The sequence below is a fragment of the Parvibaculum sp. genome (assembly GCF_039973015.1).
Classification (GTDB): Bacteria; Pseudomonadota; Alphaproteobacteria; order Parvibaculales; family Parvibaculaceae; genus Parvibaculum.
Map to the genome: position 1 here is coordinate 1 of NZ_JBDWLT010000011.1, position 16,010 is coordinate 16,010.

General features: G+C 60.5%; 12 protein-coding genes, 1 tRNA gene and 1 pseudogene. All 14 read left to right on the forward strand.

Annotation, left to right across the window (positions count from 1 at the left end):
- Positions 1-141: pseudogene (gene tuf / locus ABJO61_RS14385) on the forward strand (elongation factor Tu); the annotation flags it as partial.
- 28 nt (positions 142-169) lie between these two features.
- Positions 170-245 (forward strand) — tRNA-Trp (locus ABJO61_RS14390).
- A gap of 111 nt (positions 246-356) precedes the next feature.
- Positions 357-557: a preprotein translocase subunit SecE gene (secE, locus tag ABJO61_RS14395; RefSeq protein ID WP_293332438.1), complete on the forward strand. Its 201-nt coding sequence runs from the start codon at positions 357-359 to the stop codon at positions 555-557.
- Positions 558-589: 32 nt separating this feature from the next.
- The gene (nusG, locus tag ABJO61_RS14400) at positions 590-1,120 is read left to right on the forward strand and encodes a transcription termination/antitermination protein NusG (RefSeq protein ID WP_348329267.1); all 531 of its coding nucleotides are present in this window, start codon (positions 590-592) and stop codon (positions 1,118-1,120) included.
- 109 nt (positions 1,121-1,229) lie between these two features.
- On the forward strand, positions 1,230-1,658 hold the full coding sequence (rplK, locus tag ABJO61_RS14405; RefSeq protein WP_348329270.1) for a 50S ribosomal protein L11: 429 nt from the start codon (positions 1,230-1,232) through the stop codon (positions 1,656-1,658).
- A 5-nt stretch (positions 1,659-1,663) separates the two neighbouring features.
- Positions 1,664-2,368: a 50S ribosomal protein L1 gene (gene rplA / locus ABJO61_RS14410; RefSeq protein WP_348329273.1), complete on the forward strand. Its 705-nt coding sequence runs from the start codon at positions 1,664-1,666 to the stop codon at positions 2,366-2,368.
- Between the two features lie 396 nt (positions 2,369-2,764).
- Complete coding sequence (rplJ, locus tag ABJO61_RS14415; protein WP_348329276.1) at positions 2,765-3,283, forward strand: 50S ribosomal protein L10; 519 nt, start codon at positions 2,765-2,767, stop codon at positions 3,281-3,283.
- Positions 3,284-3,334: 51 nt separating this feature from the next.
- Complete coding sequence (rplL, locus tag ABJO61_RS14420) at positions 3,335-3,706, forward strand: 50S ribosomal protein L7/L12 (RefSeq protein ID WP_348329279.1); 372 nt, start codon at positions 3,335-3,337, stop codon at positions 3,704-3,706.
- A gap of 178 nt (positions 3,707-3,884) precedes the next feature.
- Positions 3,885-7,973 carry a DNA-directed RNA polymerase subunit beta gene (gene rpoB / locus ABJO61_RS14425; RefSeq protein WP_348329282.1) on the forward strand — a complete coding sequence of 1,363 codons (4,089 nt, stop codon included), beginning with the start codon at positions 3,885-3,887 and terminating at the stop codon, positions 7,971-7,973.
- A 154-nt stretch (positions 7,974-8,127) separates the two neighbouring features.
- Entirely contained in the window at positions 8,128-12,330 is a 4,203-nt protein-coding gene (rpoC, locus tag ABJO61_RS14430; RefSeq protein ID WP_348329285.1) for a DNA-directed RNA polymerase subunit beta', read from the forward strand.
- Between the two features lie 547 nt (positions 12,331-12,877).
- Positions 12,878-13,249, forward strand: a complete 372-nt coding sequence (gene rpsL / locus ABJO61_RS14435; RefSeq protein WP_293208311.1) for a 30S ribosomal protein S12 — start codon at positions 12,878-12,880, stop codon at positions 13,247-13,249.
- A gap of 11 nt (positions 13,250-13,260) precedes the next feature.
- Positions 13,261-13,731, forward strand: coding sequence for a 30S ribosomal protein S7 (rpsG, locus tag ABJO61_RS14440; RefSeq protein ID WP_348329288.1), 471 nt, complete (start codon positions 13,261-13,263; stop codon positions 13,729-13,731).
- A gap of 30 nt (positions 13,732-13,761) precedes the next feature.
- Positions 13,762-15,837 (forward strand): elongation factor G, encoded by a 2,076-nt coding sequence (gene fusA / locus ABJO61_RS14445; protein ID WP_348329291.1) that lies wholly within the window; start codon positions 13,762-13,764, stop codon positions 15,835-15,837.
- Between the two features lie 39 nt (positions 15,838-15,876).
- Positions 15,877-16,010: GTP-binding protein (locus tag ABJO61_RS14450; RefSeq protein ID WP_348329176.1), on the forward strand; the 134-nt coding region annotated here is incomplete at its 3' end.

Below are 16,010 nucleotides of genomic sequence, written 5' to 3' on the forward strand. Positions count from 1 at the left end.
GAAATGGTGATGCCGGGCGACAACGTGAAGATGAACGTGACGCTGATCGCGCCGATCGCGATGGAAGAGAAGCTGCGCTTCGCCATCCGTGAAGGCGGTCGTACCGTCGGCGCCGGCGTCGTCTCGAAGGTGTTGAAGTAAGAAGGCTGCCGCTTCGGCGGCTGTCTTTAGGAGTGTAGCTCAACTGGTAGAGCACCGGTCTCCAAAACCGGGGGTTGGGGGTTCGAGCCCCTCCACTCCTGCCACCGCCTGAAGGGTGGAACGGCAGGGCCGGGGGCCGAAACCTCGGTCAGACGGCGAGCCCGGCCGGATGGAACGACGAGGGCGGACAGTCGAAAAGGCATTTGAAGACAGAAATGGCAAAGACAAATCCGCTCCAGTTCCTCCAGCAGGTCCGCTCCGAAGCGTCGAAGGTAACCTGGCCGACGCGCCGCGAGACGATCATCACCACGGTGATGGTTTTCATCATGGTGGCGCTTGCGATGGTGTTCTTCTTCCTGGCCGACACGGCGCTGAGCTATATCGTTTCGCTCGTGCTCGGCTTCGGCGGCAACTGAGATCAAGGGGCTAAAGCCCGTCAGAAAGAAACATGGCTAAGCGCTGGTACATCATTCACGCCTATTCGAACTTCGAAAAGAAGGTCGCGGATTCTCTGCGTGAGCAGGCGGAGCAGCAGGGTCTCGCGGACCAGTTCGACGAAATCCTCGTGCCGACCGAAGAGGTCGTCGAGGTGCGTCGTGGCCGCAAGATCAATGCGGAACGCAAGTTCTTCCCGGGCTATGTGCTGGCGAAGATGGACATGACGGACGAGGCTTATCACCTCGTCAAGAATACGCCGAAAGTGACCGGCTTTCTCGGCGCGGACAACAAGCCGCAGCCGATCAGCCAGGCGGAAGTCGACCGCATCCTGCATCAGGTGCAGGAAGGCGTGGAGCGGCCGAAGCCCTCGATCACTTTCGAGATCGGAGAGCAGGTGCGCGTGGCCGACGGTCCGTTCGCTTCGTTCAATGGTTTCGTCGAGGAAGTCGACGAGGAGAAGGCGCGGCTCAAGGTGGCCGTGTCGATTTTTGGCCGGGCGACCCCGGTCGAACTGGAATACGGGCAGGTGGAGAAGCTCTAGGGCTTTTCCTTCTCCCGCAAACTTGTGGGAGGCGCGGAAGAAACTCCGGTTTCCGATGCGCCGTTGACCACTAACCCAAAGCGCCGGCGAAGCCCGGCAGGGGAAAGACATGGCGAAGAAAATCGAAGGCTACATCAAATTGCAGGTGCCGGCCGGCGCGGCGAATCCCTCGCCCCCGATCGGCCCGGCGCTTGGCCAGCGCGGTCTCAACATCATGGAATTCTGCAAGGCGTTCAATGCCGCCACGCAGAAGATGGAACAGGGTATGCCGATCCCGGTCGTGATTACGGCCTTCTCGGACCGTTCCTTCACTTTCGCGATGAAGACGCCGCCTGCCACCTACTTTCTGAAGAAGGCGGCGAAGATCAAGTCCGGCTCCAAGGCGCCGGGACGTGATTCAGCCGGGACGGTAACGCTCGCGCAGTGCCGCGAAATTGCCGAACAGAAGTTCGTCGATCTGAACGCCAACGATCTCGATCAGGCGACGAAGATCATTGCAGGTTCCGCCCGTTCCATGGGCCTTCAGGTGGTGGAGTGAGCGCGATGGCTAGCAAAGCAGGCAAGCGTATTGAAAAGGCCCGTGAGGGCGTCGACCGCAAGAAGACCTATGGTCTCGATGATGCGGTGAAGATGATCAAGGAACGCGCGAGCGCGAAGTTCGACGAGACGATCGAAGTTGCGATCGCGCTCGGTGTCGATCCGCGCCATGCGGACCAGATGGTGCGCGGCGTCGTCGCGCTGCCGAACGGCTCGGGCCGCTCGGTTCGCGTCGCGGTTTTCGCGAAGGGCGACAAGGCGGATGCTGCGAAGGCGGCGGGCGCGGATATTGTCGGTGCGGAAGATCTCGCGGAGATCATCCAGAGCGGCAAGATCGACTTCGACCGTTGCATTGCAACGCCGGACATGATGCCGCTGGTCGGCCGTCTCGGTAAGGTGCTGGGCCCGCGCGGCCTGATGCCGAACCCGAAGGTTGGCACGGTGACGCCGGATGTCGCCGAAGCGGTGAAGGCCGCGAAGGGCGGTGCCGTCGAGTTCCGTGTCGAAAAGGCAGGCATCGTTCATGCCGGTGTCGGCAAGGCGAGCTTCAGCGAAGATCAGATTCTCGGCAATGTCCGTGCGCTGATCGACGCGGTGCAGAAGGCGAAGCCGGCTGGCGCCAAGGGTACATATATCAAGCGGATCGCCATCAGCTCGACCATGGGCCCTGGCGTGAAGGTGGAGCCGCAGAGCGTTGCGGCTGGCGCGTAAGCGCCTAGCAAGTTTCCGTTCGCGGCCTTCCGGGGTTGCGGGCGGTAGGAACGGACGGGACGTGCAGCCACTCCGGTGCAAACCGGGGTGGCCGCGCCATCGTCCGTTTACCTGTCCGAGACTGCAGGTGCCGAGGTCTTCAGGGGCCAAGGCTTGATCGCCAGAAGAGGGTGGCCGGCAATAGACGGGAGTTGAACGGTTTCACGGAACTTTGGGTTCCGGGGGATCGGTTGGAACCCGGGACAGGCAAGTGAGCGCCGCTCAATGCGGTTTGCAGGGCTTGCACGCCCTGCGAGACGAGCGAGCGGCAAATGCCAATGGCGGAAAAGGACGGGCGATGCCCATCCAAAGCCGCCCCCAAGTGTACGAGGGTTTCGTACACAACGGAGAGAGCAAGTGGACAGAGCTGAAAAATCAGAGCTCGTGACGCATCTCAACGGCGTTTTCTCGAACGCCGGTGTCGTTGTCGTCGCCCACTACAGCGGCCTCACCGTGAACCAGATGTCTGATCTGCGTTCGCGGATGGCCAAGGCCGGTGCGTCGTTCAAGGTGACGAAGAACCGGCTGGCGAAGCTCGCTCTCGATGGCACTCCGATGAACGAGATCGGTGATCTCTTCACGGGGCCGACGGCGATCGCCTATTCCGATGACCCGGTTGCAGCGCCCAAGATTGCAATCGAGTTCGCCAAGGAAAACCAGAAGCTGGTGATCCTGGGCGGCGCGATGGGTGAGACGGTTCTCGACGCATCCGCAGTGAAGCAGCTTGCTGACCTGCCGTCGCTCGATGAACTGCGCGCGAAGATCGTGGGCATGGTCCAGACGCCTGCTACCCGCATCGCGGGTGTGCTGCAGGCGCCGGCTGGCCAGCTTGCGCGTGTGCTGAATGCCTATGCCACCAAGAGCGAAGCAGCCTGACCGCTGCGGTGAACCGATATCCAACCGAACCTGTATCAGAGAGACATAGAAATGACCGATCTCGCAAAAATCGTTGAAGACCTTTCGAACCTGACCGTCCTCGAGGCGGCTGAGCTTTCCAAGATGCTCGAAGAAAAGTGGGGCGTCTCCGCCGCCGCTCCGGTGGCCGTTGCTGCTGCTGGCGGTGCGCCTGCCGCCGCTGCCGAAGAGCAGACCGAGTTCGAAGTCGTTCTCGCTGCCGCTGGCGAGAAGAAGATCGAAGTGATCAAGGAAGTCCGTGCGATCACGGGTCTTGGCCTCAAGGAAGCCAAGGACCTGGTCGAAGGCGCTCCGAAGACCGTCAAGGAAGGCGCGTCCAAGGACGAAGCCGAAAAGCTCAAGGCGCAGCTCGAGAAGGCCGGCGCCAAGGTCGAACTCAAGTAAGTTCGCCAACTGCGATAAAGGCCGGAACGGCGGGCTCATGCCTTTCGTTCCGGCCGATGCGCTGCGCCGGGTGAGCGCGGCGCCCCCCACGGAAAATACGGGCCTGAGACCGGGCTGCCCCTTTTTCCGACTGAAAGCCCGGCCGCCGTTCTAATGCAGAGCGTTGCGAGGAGCACATATGACGCAGTCCTTCACTGGTCGAAAGCGGGTTCGTAAGGTCTTCGGGCATATCCCGCAGATTGCGGAGATGCCGAATCTTATTGAGGTTCAGAAATATTCATACGACCAGTTCCTGCAGGTTGAGGAGCCGGACGGCGGACGTGAAGAGCAGGGGCTCTATTCCGTCTTCAAGTCGGTTTTCCCGATCAGCGATTTCTCCGAGACCTCGACGCTTGAATTCGTGAATTACGAATTCGAGACGCCGAAGTACGACGTTGAGGAATGCCAGCAGCGCGGCATGACATTCGCCGCGCCGCTCAAGGTGACGCTGCGCCTGATCGTATTCGAAGTCGATGAAGACTCCGGCGCGAAGTCCGTCAAGGACATCAAGGAGCAGGACGTCTACATGGGCGATATGCCGCTCATGACCGAGAACGGCACCTTCGTGATCAACGGCACCGAGCGCGTCATCGTTTCGCAGATGCATCGCAGCCCGGGCGTCTTCTTCGATCACGACAAGGGCAAGACCCATTCGAGCGGAAAGCTGCTCTTTGCGGCGCGCGTCATTCCCTATCGCGGCTCCTGGCTCGATTTCGAGTTCGACGCGAAGGACATCGTGTTCGTCCGTATCGACCGCCGCCGCAAACTGCCGGTGACGACGCTTCTCTATGCGCTCGGCCTCGACTCCGAAGAAATCCTCAGCACGTTCTACAACAGCGTCTCCTTCACCAAGGTGAAGCAGGGCTGGCGTGTGCCGTTCGATGCGGAACGCTATCGCGGCGCGAAGCCGGAGCGCGATCTCATCGACGCGAAGAGCGGGAAGGCCGTGGTGGAAGCGGGCCGCAAGGTCACGCCGCGGCTTGCCAAGAAGCTTGCCGAAGAGGGCCTCAAGGAACTGCTCGTGCAGGACGAGGATCTTCACGGCCGCTACCTCGCGCAGGAAATCGTCAACATGGAAACCGGCGAAATCTTCGCCGAAGCCGGCGACGAGATCACGCCGGAGCTGCTGGAGCAGCTTGTCGAGGCAGGGCATGACGAGATCGTCACGCTCGACATCGACCATGTGAATACGGGTGCCTTCATCCGCAACACGCTTGCGGTCGACAAGTGCACCAATCGCGAGCAGGCGCTGATCGATATCTATCGTGTGATGCGCCCTGGTGAGCCGCCGACGCCGGACACCGCGGATGCGCTGTTCCGCAGCCTGTTCTTCGATAGCGAACGCTACGACCTTTCCGCGGTTGGCCGCGTGAAGATGAACATGCGTCTGGACCTCGATGCCGAGGACACGGTGCGTGTGCTCCGCAAGGAAGACATACTCGCGGTCATCAAGACGCTGGTGGGTCTGCGCGACGGCAAGGGCGAGATCGACGACATCGACAATCTCGGCAATCGCCGTGTGCGTTCGGTCGGCGAACTCATGGAGAACCAGTACCGCGTCGGCCTGCTGCGCATGGAGCGCGCGATCAAGGAACGCATGTCCTCCGTCGATATCGACACGGTCATGCCGCACGACCTGATCAATGCGAAGCCGGCGGCTGCCGCCGTGCGCGAGTTCTTCGGTTCCTCGCAGCTCTCGCAGTTCATGGACCAAACGAACCCGCTGTCCGAGATCACGCACAAGCGCCGTCTTTCGGCGCTTGGACCTGGCGGTCTGACGCGTGAACGCGCCGGCTTCGAGGTGCGCGACGTGCATCCGACGCATTACGGCCGTATCTGCCCGATCGAAACGCCGGAAGGTCCGAACATCGGCCTCATCAACTCGCTGGCGACCTTTGCCCGCGTCAACAAGTATGGCTTTATCGAAAGCCCGTACCGGCGCGTGAAGGGCGGCAAGTTCGACGAGGATGTCGTTTATCTCTCGGCCATGGAAGAAAGCCGCTACCGCATCGCGCAGGCGAATGTGGAAGTGAACCCGAAGGGCGAGATTCAGGGCGAACTCGTGAACTGCCGTATCGATGGCGATTTCGAGATGGTGCCGCCGGATCAGGTCGATTTCGTCGACGTGTCGCCGAAGCAGATCGTGTCTGTCGCTGCGGCGCTCATTCCGTTCCTGGAAAACGACGACGCGAACCGCGCTCTCATGGGCTCGAACATGCAGCGTCAGGCCGTTCCGCTTATCCGTTCCGAGGCGCCGCTCGTCGGCACCGGCATGGAAGAAGTTGTGGCGCGTGACTCTGGTGCTGCGATCGGCGCCCGCCGTACGGGTGTCGTCGATCAGGTGGATGCGACGCGTATCGTTATCCGTGCGACGGATGAAGTCGACAGCTCCAAGTCGGGCGTGGACATCTACAACCTGCGCAAGTTCCAGCGCTCGAACCAGAACACCTGCATCAACCAGCGGCCGCTGGTGCGTGTGGGCGACATCGTGAGCAAGGGCGATATCATCGCGGACGGTCCTTCGACCGAACTCGGCGATCTCGCGCTCGGCCGCAACGTGCTCGTCGCGTTCATGCCCTGGAATGGCTACAACTTCGAGGACTCCATCCTCATTTCCGAGCGCATCGTGCGCGATGACGTGTTCACCTCCATTCACATCGAAGAGTTCGAAGTGATGGCGCGCGACACAAAGCTCGGACCGGAGGAAATCACGCGCGACATTCCGAATGTCGGTGAAGAAGCCCTCAAGAACCTCGACGAAGCCGGCATCGTCTATATCGGCGCCGAAGTGAACCCGGGTGACATCCTTGTCGGCAAGATTACGCCGAAAGGTGAGAGCCCGATGACGCCGGAAGAGAAGCTCCTCCGTGCGATCTTCGGTGAAAAGGCTTCGGACGTGCGCGACACGTCGCTTCGTCTGCCGCCGGGCGTTACCGGTACGGTTGTCGAGGTGCGTGTGTTCAACCGCCACGGCATCGACAAGGACGAGCGCGCGATGGCGATCGAGCGCGAGGAAATCGAGCGTCTCGCAAAAGACCGCGACGACGAATTCGGTATTCTCGACCGCAACGTCTATGGCCGTCTCGCTGAAATCCTTCTCGGCAAGCAGATCGCATCCGGCCCCAAGGCTATCGAAGGCGAGAGCAAGGTCACCCAGGCCAATCTCGACGAGCTTAGCAACGGCCAGTGGTGGCAGATTGCGCTGACCAACGAGAAGGCGCAGGCCGAAATCGAAGCGCTGAAGAAGCAGTACGACGAAAGCAAGGAGCGCCTCGAAGCGCGCTTTGCCGACAAGGTCGACAAGCTTCAGCGTGGCGACGAACTGCCGCCCGGCGTCATGAAGATGGTCAAGGTCTTCGTGGCCGTGAAGCGCAAGCTGCAGACCGGCGACAAGATGGCCGGCCGTCACGGCAACAAGGGTGTCATCAGCCGCATCGTGCCGATGGAAGACATGCCCTATCTCGACGACGGTCAGCCGGTCGACATCGTGCTCAATCCGCTCGGTGTGCCGAGCCGGATGAATGTCGGTCAGATTCTGGAAACCCATCTCGGCTGGGCCTGCGCGGGCCTCGGCAAGAAGATCAACACGGCGCTGGAATCCTATCGCCGTGAAAACAAGATGGAAGATCTGAAGGGCCTCGTTCATCAGATCTACGGCGACGACGAGACGGTTGCCTCGCTCGACGACGAACAGCTTGTTGAGATGGCCGGAAACCTGACCAATGGTGTGCCGATCGCAACGCCCGTCTTCGACGGTGCCCGCGAACCGGAAATCGTGGAGATGCTGGAACTGGCCGGGCTCGATCATTCCGGGCAGGTCACCCTCCATGACGGACGGACGGGTGAGGCCTTCGACCGCAAGGTCACGGTTGGCTACATCTACATGCTGAAGCTGCATCACCTTGTCGACGACAAGATCCACGCACGCTCCATTGGCCCGTACTCGCTCGTTACCCAGCAGCCGCTGGGCGGCAAGGCGCAGTTTGGCGGTCAGCGCTTCGGCGAAATGGAAGTGTGGGCGCTTGAAGCCTATGGCGCCGCCTACACGCTGCAGGAAATGCTGACGGTGAAGTCGGACGACGTTGCAGGCCGTACGAAGGTCTACGAAGCCATTGTCCGCGGCGACGACACGTTCGAAGCCGGCATTCCGGAAAGCTTCAATGTGCTCGTGAAGGAAATGCGTTCGCTCGGCCTTAATGTCGAGCTGATGACTCCTTCGGCGAGCTGACGAAAAACTGGCGATGCGCCCATTGCGGGGCGCATCGCAGCTACCTTCAACAGGTGGCAATCGATATTCGATATACGGGGTACGCGGACGGAAGGCCCCACCGGACGCACATATCTTTCCCCGTTGGCTTTGAGGCCGAGCTCAGGAGAAGTCCATGAACCAAGAGGTCATGAATCTTTTCAATCCGACGGCGCCCACGCAGACCTTCGATCAAATCAAGATTTCGATTGCGAGCCCGGAGCGGATCCTTTCCTGGTCTTATGGCGAGATCAAGAAGCCGGAAACGATCAACTACCGTACGTTCAAGCCGGAGCGGGACGGTCTTTTCTGCGCGCGTATCTTCGGTCCGATCAAGGACTATGAATGCTTGTGCGGCAAGTACAAGCGGATGAAGTACAAGGGCATTATCTGCGAAAAGTGCGGCGTTGAAGTAACGCTTTCGAAGGTCCGGCGCGAGCGCATGGGTCATATCGAACTCGCAGCGCCCGTCGCCCATATCTGGTTCCTGAAGTCGCTGCCGTCGCGTATCGGCCTTCTGATGGACATGACCTTGAAAGACCTCGAGCGCGTTCTCTATTTCGAGAACTACATCGTGCTCGAGCCCGGTCTCACTTCCCTCAAGGAGCGCCAGCTCCTGACGGAAGAAGAGTTCATCGATGCACAGGACCAGTATGGCGAAGACAGCTTCACCGCCGGTATCGGCGCGGAGGCGATCCGTGAACTGATGATGGCGCTCGATCTGGAGAAGATCGCGGCGGACCTTCGCGTGGAAATCGCCGAGTCGACCTCGGAGCTGAAGCCGAAGAAGCTTGCGAAGCGCCTCAAGCTCATCGAAGCATTCATGGAATCCGGCAATCGTCCCGAATGGATGATCATGACGCAGATTCCGGTCATCCCGCCGGAGCTTCGCCCGCTGGTTCCGCTCGATGGCGGCCGATTCGCGACGTCGGATCTGAACGATCTTTATCGCCGCGTTATCAACCGTAACAACCGCCTGAAGCGTCTGATGGAGCTCCGCGCGCCGGACATCATCATCCGCAACGAGAAGCGCATGTTGCAGGAGTCGGTCGACGCTCTGTTCGATAACGGCCGCCGCGGCCGCGTCATCACGGGCGCGAACAAGCGTCCGCTGAAGTCGCTTGCCGATATGCTGAAGGGCAAGCAGGGCCGTTTCCGTCAGAACCTGCTCGGCAAGCGCGTCGACTATTCGGGACGTTCGGTCATCGTCGTGGGCCCGGAGCTGAAGCTCCACCAGTGCGGCCTGCCGAAGAAGATGGCGCTCGAACTCTTCAAGCCGTTCATCTATTCGCGTCTGGAGGCCAAGGGCCTTTCCGCCACGGTGAAGCAGGCGAAGAAGCTGGTCGAAAAGGAACGCCCGGAAGTCTGGGAAATCCTCGAACAGGTGATCCGCGAGCATCCGATCCTGCTGAACCGAGCGCCGACGCTTCATCGTCTTGGCATTCAGGCTTTCGAGCCGGTGCTGATCGAGGGCAAGGCCATTCAGCTTCACCCGCTCGTCTGCGCCGCTTTCAACGCTGACTTCGACGGCGACCAGATGGCTGTTCACGTGCCGCTGTCGCTTGAAGCTCAGCTTGAAGCCCGTGTACTGATGATGTCGACGAACAACATCCTGCATCCGGCCAACGGCTCGCCGATCATCGTTCCGTCTCAGGACATCGTTCTCGGTCTCTATTACGTGACCATCGAGAAGGATAACGAGCCGGGCGAGGGGATGATTTTCTCGAGCATTCCCGAGATCGAGCACGCGCTCAACTCCAAGGCCGTGACGCTGCACGCCAAGATCAAGGCGCGCTACACGACGAAGGATGCCGACGGCAACGACTTCACACAGGTCGTCGACACGACGCCGGGCCGCATGCTGGTGGGCGAACTTCTGCCGAAGCACCCGAATGTGCCCTTCGATCTCGTGAACACGCTGCTCACGAAGCGCGACATCTCCAAGATGATCGACGTGGTTTATCGCCACTGCGGTCAGAAGGAGACGGTCATCTTCTGCGACCAGATCATGGCGCTCGGTTTCCGTCAGGCGTTCCGTGCCGGTATTTCCTTCGGCAAGGACGACATGGTCATTCCCGAAGAGAAGGCGAAGCTCGTCGAAGAGACGCAGACGCTCGCGACCGAATACGAGCAGCAGTACATCGACGGGCTCATCACGCAGGGCGAGAAGTACAACAAGGTTGTTGACGCCTGGGCGAAGTGCACCGATCGCGTTGCCGACGTGATGATGCAGAAGATCTCGGCCGTTCAGGTGGACGAGGAAACGAAGCGCGAGAAGCAGATCAACTCGATCTACATGATGGCTCACTCGGGTGCGCGTGGTTCGCCCGCCCAGATGAAGCAGCTTGCCGGTATGCGCGGCCTTATGGCCAAGCCGTCGGGCGAAATCATCGAGACGCCGATCATCTCGAACTTCAAGGAAGGCCTCACCGTTCTCGAGTACTTCAACTCGACTCACGGTGCGCGTAAAGGTCTTGCCGATACGGCGCTCAAGACGGCGAACTCGGGATATCTCACCCGCCGTCTCGTCGACGTGGCGCAGGACTCGATCATCACCGAAGAAGATTGCGGCACGGATGGCGGCATCACGGTTCAGGCCGTGATCGAAGCCGGTGACGTCATCGTTTCGCTGGGCACGCGCGTTCTCGGCCGCACCACGGCTGAAGACGTGTTGAACCCCGCGACGGGCGATGTGATCGTTCCGAAGAACCACCTGATCGACGAGGCGGATGTCGACCTCATCGAGGAGGCGAACCTTCAGGCGATCAAGATTCGCTCGGTGCTGACATGCGAAGCTGCGAACGGCGTTTGCGGTGCCTGTTATGGCCGTGACCTCGCGCGCGGTACGCCCGTCAACATGGGTGAGGCGGTCGGTGTCATCGCCGCTCAGTCGATCGGCGAGCCGGGCACACAGCTCACCATGCGTACCTTCCATATCGGCGGTACGGCGCAGGTGGCGGATAACTCCTACATCGAATCCAACCACACGGGCACGGTGAAGATCGTTAACCGCAACGTGGTGAAGGACTCGAACGGCGTTCTCGTCGTCATGGGCCGCAACGTGCAGGTTCAGGTGCTTGACGAGCACGGCACCGAACGTGCCGCGCACAAGCTCACCTATGGTTCGCGTCTGCGTGTGGACGAGGGAGAAACCATCAACCGCGGCCAGCGCATCGCGGAGTGGGATCCCTACACCATGCCGATCCTTACGGAAGTGAACGGTACGGTGGAGTTCGAGGATCTGGTCGACGGCGTGTCGATCCGCGAAGTGGCGGACGAGGCGACGGGTATCTCCAGCCGCGTCGTGGTGGACTGGCGTGCGTCTCCGCGCGGCAGCGATTTGCGGCCTGCGGTTATCCTCAAGGACGCCGACGGCAATATCCTGAAGCTCTCCAACGGTAACGAAGCGCGCTATCTGCTCTCGGTCGACGCCATCCTGTCGGTTGAGAACAATGCGACGGTTCATGCCGGTGACGTGCTGGCACGTATCCCGACCGAAGGCGCCAAGACGCGCGATATCACGGGCGGTTTGCCGCGCGTGGCGGAGCTCTTCGAAGCGCGCCGTCCGAAGGATCATGCGATCATCGCCGAAGCGACGGGCCGCGTTGAATTCGGGCGCGACTACAAGAACAAGCGCCGCATCATCGTGCACCCGGTTGACGAGAGCATGGAGCCGATCGAGTATCTGATCCCGAAGGGCAAGCATATCGGCGTTCAGGAAGGCGACGTGATCGAGAAGGGCGAATTCATTCTCGATGGCCATCCCGCACCGCATGACATTCTTGCGATTTCGGGTGTCGAGGAGCTGGCGGCCTATCTCGTGAACGAGGTTCAGGACGTCTATCGCCTGCAGGGCGTGTCGATTAACGACAAGCATATCGAGGTGATCGTCCGCAACATGCTGCAAAAGGTTGAGGTTACGAACCCCGGCGAATCCATCACGCTTCCGGGCGAACAGATGGACCGTTCGGAGTTCGACGACATGAATGCGAAGCTCGTGGAGCAGGGCAAGGCCCCTGCCGTTGCGAGCCCGGTTCTGCTCGGTATCACCAAAGCGAGCTTGCAGACGCGGTCCTTTATCTCGGCGGCTTCCTTCCAGGAGACGACCCGTGTGCTCACCGAGGCGGCTGTGTCCGGCAAGGTGGACCAGCTCATCGGTCTCAAGGAAAACGTCATCGTCGGCCGGCTCATCCCGGCGGGTACGGGCGGCATGCTCCAGCGGATCCGGGGCGAAGCCCAGCGTCGCGACGAGCAGATCCTTGAGGATCAAGGTGGCGTTACGGTTGAGGCTTCCTCGCCGGAACCTGAAGTGTCCGAGGCTGCCGAAGGTTCCGCCTGAGGCGAACTAAATATATAAGTGATATGAACAGGCCGCTCCCAAAGGGGGCGGCCTGTTTTGTTCGGGGCAGAGCCCGGATATGCGGGAATCAGGGCAGGCCATGACTGCCGCGATTCCAGCGGTTTTATCCCGAGGAAGGGGCTCATCGAGCACTTCGGGAGGTGCTTTGGCCGGGTGGCTGCCTGTTGCAGGCGCGAAAGTCCTCCAATTCCCGATTTTCCGGGGGATTTGGGCGATGCGGGGTTGACGACTCGTGGGCCCCCGAGTAGGTTCCGCTCACTTTCGCTCCAGGTAGTAGAGCTTCACGGACCGCTGGCCACCAAGCCCTTGATAGGGCGGGCCTTTTGGTCGGATCTAGACACTGGGGCCGGTAAACAGAATACGAGGAATGGCGCAAGATTCCGGGCGGCAAAGCCGGGAATCCTCTGCAAGTGGACACAAGACCCCTTAAGGGTTTCGTGTCTCCAAGCGCGCGCAGCCTATATCGGACATGGTCCGGGGGCGGCGCGGCGTCTTTTTGTTTGGACAGACAGGATCGAGCAGGCGAATGCCCACCGTCAACCAACTCATCCGCAAGCCGCGCAAGCCGCTGGTGAAGCGTAATAAAGTACCGGCCATGCAGGCCTGCCCGCAGAAGCGTGGCGTGTGCACCCGCGTCTATACGACGACCCCGAAAAAGCCGAACTCCGCTCTGCGTAAGGTCGCCCGTGTGCGGCTGACCAACCAGTTCGAAGTGACGAGCTACATTCCGGGTGAAGGCCACAACCTTCAGGAGCATTCCGTCGTGCTTATCCGCGGCGGCCGCGTGAAGGACCTTCCCGGCGTGCGCTACCACATCGTTCGTGGTGTGCTCGATACGCAGGGTGTGAAAGATCGCCGTCAGCGCCGTTCGAAATACGGCGCGAAGCGTCCGAAGTAAGGAACAGAGATATGTCCCGCCGCCACCGCGCAGAAAAGCGAGAAGTTCTTCCGGACGCCAAATATGGCGACGTGGTTCTCGCGAAGTTCATGAACAGCCTGATGTATCACGGCAAGAAGTCCGCCGCCGAAAGCATCATCTATGGCGCGTTCGACCAGATGCAGCAGAAGGCCAGTGTCGATCCGCTGCGTACGTTCCACGAAGCTCTTGAAAACGTGATGCCTGCGCTTGAAGTGCGCTCGCGCCGCGTTGGCGGTGCCACCTACCAGGTGCCCGTCGAGGTGCGTCCGGAGCGCCGCAAGGCTCTTGCGATCCGCTGGATCATCACGGCAGCCCGCGCTCGTAACGAGACCACGATGGTGGGGCGCCTTTCGGGCGAGTTGCTCGATGCGGCGAACAACCGTGGCTCTGCCGTCAAGAAGCGTGAAGACACGCATCGTATGGCCGAAGCCAACCGCGCCTTCTCGCACTATCGCTGGTAAAGCGTTCAAGACCCCCAAAGGCAGACTGTCATGTCACGCAAAACGAAGCTCGAAGATTACCGCAATATCGGCATCATGGCTCACATCGATGCCGGTAAGACGACGACGACCGAGCGCATCCTGTTTTATACGGGCGTGAGCCACAAAATCGGTGAAGTTCACGACGGCGCTGCCACCATGGACTGGATGGAGCAGGAGCAGGAGCGTGGCATCACGATCACCTCGGCTGCGACGACCTGCTTCTGGAAAGACAAGCGTATCAACATCATCGATACGCCCGGCCACGTGGACTTCACGATTGAAGTCGAGCGCTCGCTTCGTGTGCTAGACGGTGCCGTGACGGTTTTCGACTCTGTTGCCGGTGTGGAGCCGCAGTCCGAAACTGTGTGGCGTCAGGCTGACAAGTACCGCGTTCCGCGCATGTGCTTCGTCAACAAGATGGACCGCATGGGTGCGAACTTCTATCGCTGCGTCGACATGATCGTGACGCGTCTCGGTGCGGTGCCGCTGGTGGTTCAGCTTCCGATTGGTTCGGAAGCTGAGTTCGAAGGTCTCATCGATCTCGTTCTGATGAAGGAAATCGTTTGGCTGGACGAGTCCCTCGGTGCCGAGTTCGAATATCGCGACATTCGCGACGACATGAGGGAACAGGCCGAGGAATATCGCGCCAAGCTCGTCGAACTCGCGGTCGAGATGGACGACGATGTTATGGAGGCGTATCTCGAGGGCAATGAGCCCGACGAGGCGACCCTCAAGAAGCTCATCCGCAAGGGCACCATCACGCGCAAGTTCGTGCCGGTTCTTTGCGGCAGCGCGTTCAAGAACAAGGGCGTGCAGCCCATGCTTGACGCGGTTGTGGATTTCCTTCCCTCGCCGCTCGAAGTCGAGCGCATGCAGGGCATAGATCCGAAGACGGAAGAGCCCGACACGCGCGGCGCCTCCGACGAAGAGCCGCTTTCGGTTCTCGCCTTCAAGATCATGAACGATCCTTTTGTCGGTTCGCTGACCTTCTGCCGTATCTATTCGGGCGTTCTTACGACGGGTGCCAGCGTTCTGAATTCGACGAAGGAAAATCGCGAACGCATCGGCCGCATGCTTCAGATGCATGCCAACCATCGCGAAGACATCAAGGAAGCCTATGCCGGCGATATCGTCGCTGTGGCGGGCCTGAAGAACACCACGACGGGCGACACGCTCTGCGATCCGCTGAAGCCGATCATTCTGGAACGTATGGAGTTCCCCGAGCCGGTTATCGAGGTCGCGGTCGAGCCGAAGACGAAGGCCGACCAGGAAAAGATGGGCATCGCGCTCAACCGCCTCGCACAGGAAGATCCGTCGTTCCGCGTGTCGGTGGACGAAGAGTCCGGCCAGACCGTCATCAAGGGCATGGGCGAACTTCACCTCGATATTCTCGTGGACCGTATGCGCCGCGAGTTCAAGGTGGACGCGAATGTAGGTGCACCGCAGGTGGCCTACCGTGAAACGCTCACGAAGCGCGCCGAGATCGACTACACCCACAAGAAGCAGACGGGTGGTTCGGGTCAGTTTGCGCGCGTGAAGATCATTTTCGAGCCGGGCGAGCCGGGTACGGGCTTCCAGTTCGAGAGCAAGATCGTCGGCGGTTCGGTGCCGAAGGAATACATCCCCGGTGTTCAGAAGGGTGTCGAGAGCGTCAAGGATAGCGGCCCGCTTGCCGGCTTCCCGATGATCGACTTCAAGGCGACCCTGATGGACGGTGCCTACCATGACGTCGACTCGAGCGTGATGGCGTTCGAAATTGCTTCCCGCGCAGCCTTCCGTGAAGGTGCGCAGCAGGCGGGCGTGAAGCTCCTCGAGCCGATCATGAATGTCGAAGTCGTGACGCCGGAAGAGTATATGGGCGACGTGATCGGCGACCTGAACAGCCGTCGCGGTCAGATCAGCGGTACGGAACAGCGCGGCATCGCGCAGGTGATCCATGCCATGGTCCCGCTCGCCAACATGTTCGGCTACGTGAATACGCTGCGTTCGATGAGCCAGGGCCGTGCCCAGTACACGATGCAGTTCGACCACTACGAGCAGGTGCCGCAGGCGGTATCCGATGAAGTCCGGGCGAAGCTCGCCTGATCCGTTAATCGAAGTTAGTTCCAGAGGAATGGAGCGCCCATGGCCAAAGAAAAGTTTGAGCGGAACAAGCCGCACTGCAACATCGGAACGATTGGTCACGTTGACCACGGCAAGACGTCTCTGACGGCTGCGATCACGAAGGTGCTTGCCGAGACGGGCGGCGCGACGTTTTC